At 54.0% G+C, this 248-nt stretch carries 1 protein-coding gene; it reads left to right on the forward strand.

What is annotated here, in order from left to right; all coding sequences use genetic code 11:
- The coding region (locus AAEZ08_RS23290; RefSeq protein ID WP_500125230.1) for a sigma 54-interacting transcriptional regulator at positions 1 to 248 on the forward strand (248 nt) is incomplete at both ends.

Raw genomic sequence — 248 nt, forward strand, 5'->3', positions numbered from 1 at the left:
GCCAGCAGCCTTTTATCGCCCTAAATATGGCGGCTATTCCACACGATTTGATTGAGTCGGAATTATTCGGTCACGAAAAAGGCGCGTTCACTGGGGCCACGACGACGCGGCAAGGTCGTTTTGAGCAAGCGGATGGCGGTACATTATTTTTGGATGAAATCGGCGACATGCCGTTTAGCACCCAAACGCGGCTGCTACGGGTATTGGCCAACGGAGAGTTTTTCCGTGTGGGCGGACAGCAGCCAGTC

It is taken from the genome of Pseudomonas sp. E45-MNA-CIBAN-0222, from assembly GCF_040310405.1.
In the GTDB taxonomy this organism is placed as follows: Bacteria; Pseudomonadota; Gammaproteobacteria; order Pseudomonadales; family Pseudomonadaceae; genus Stutzerimonas; species Stutzerimonas stutzeri_AC.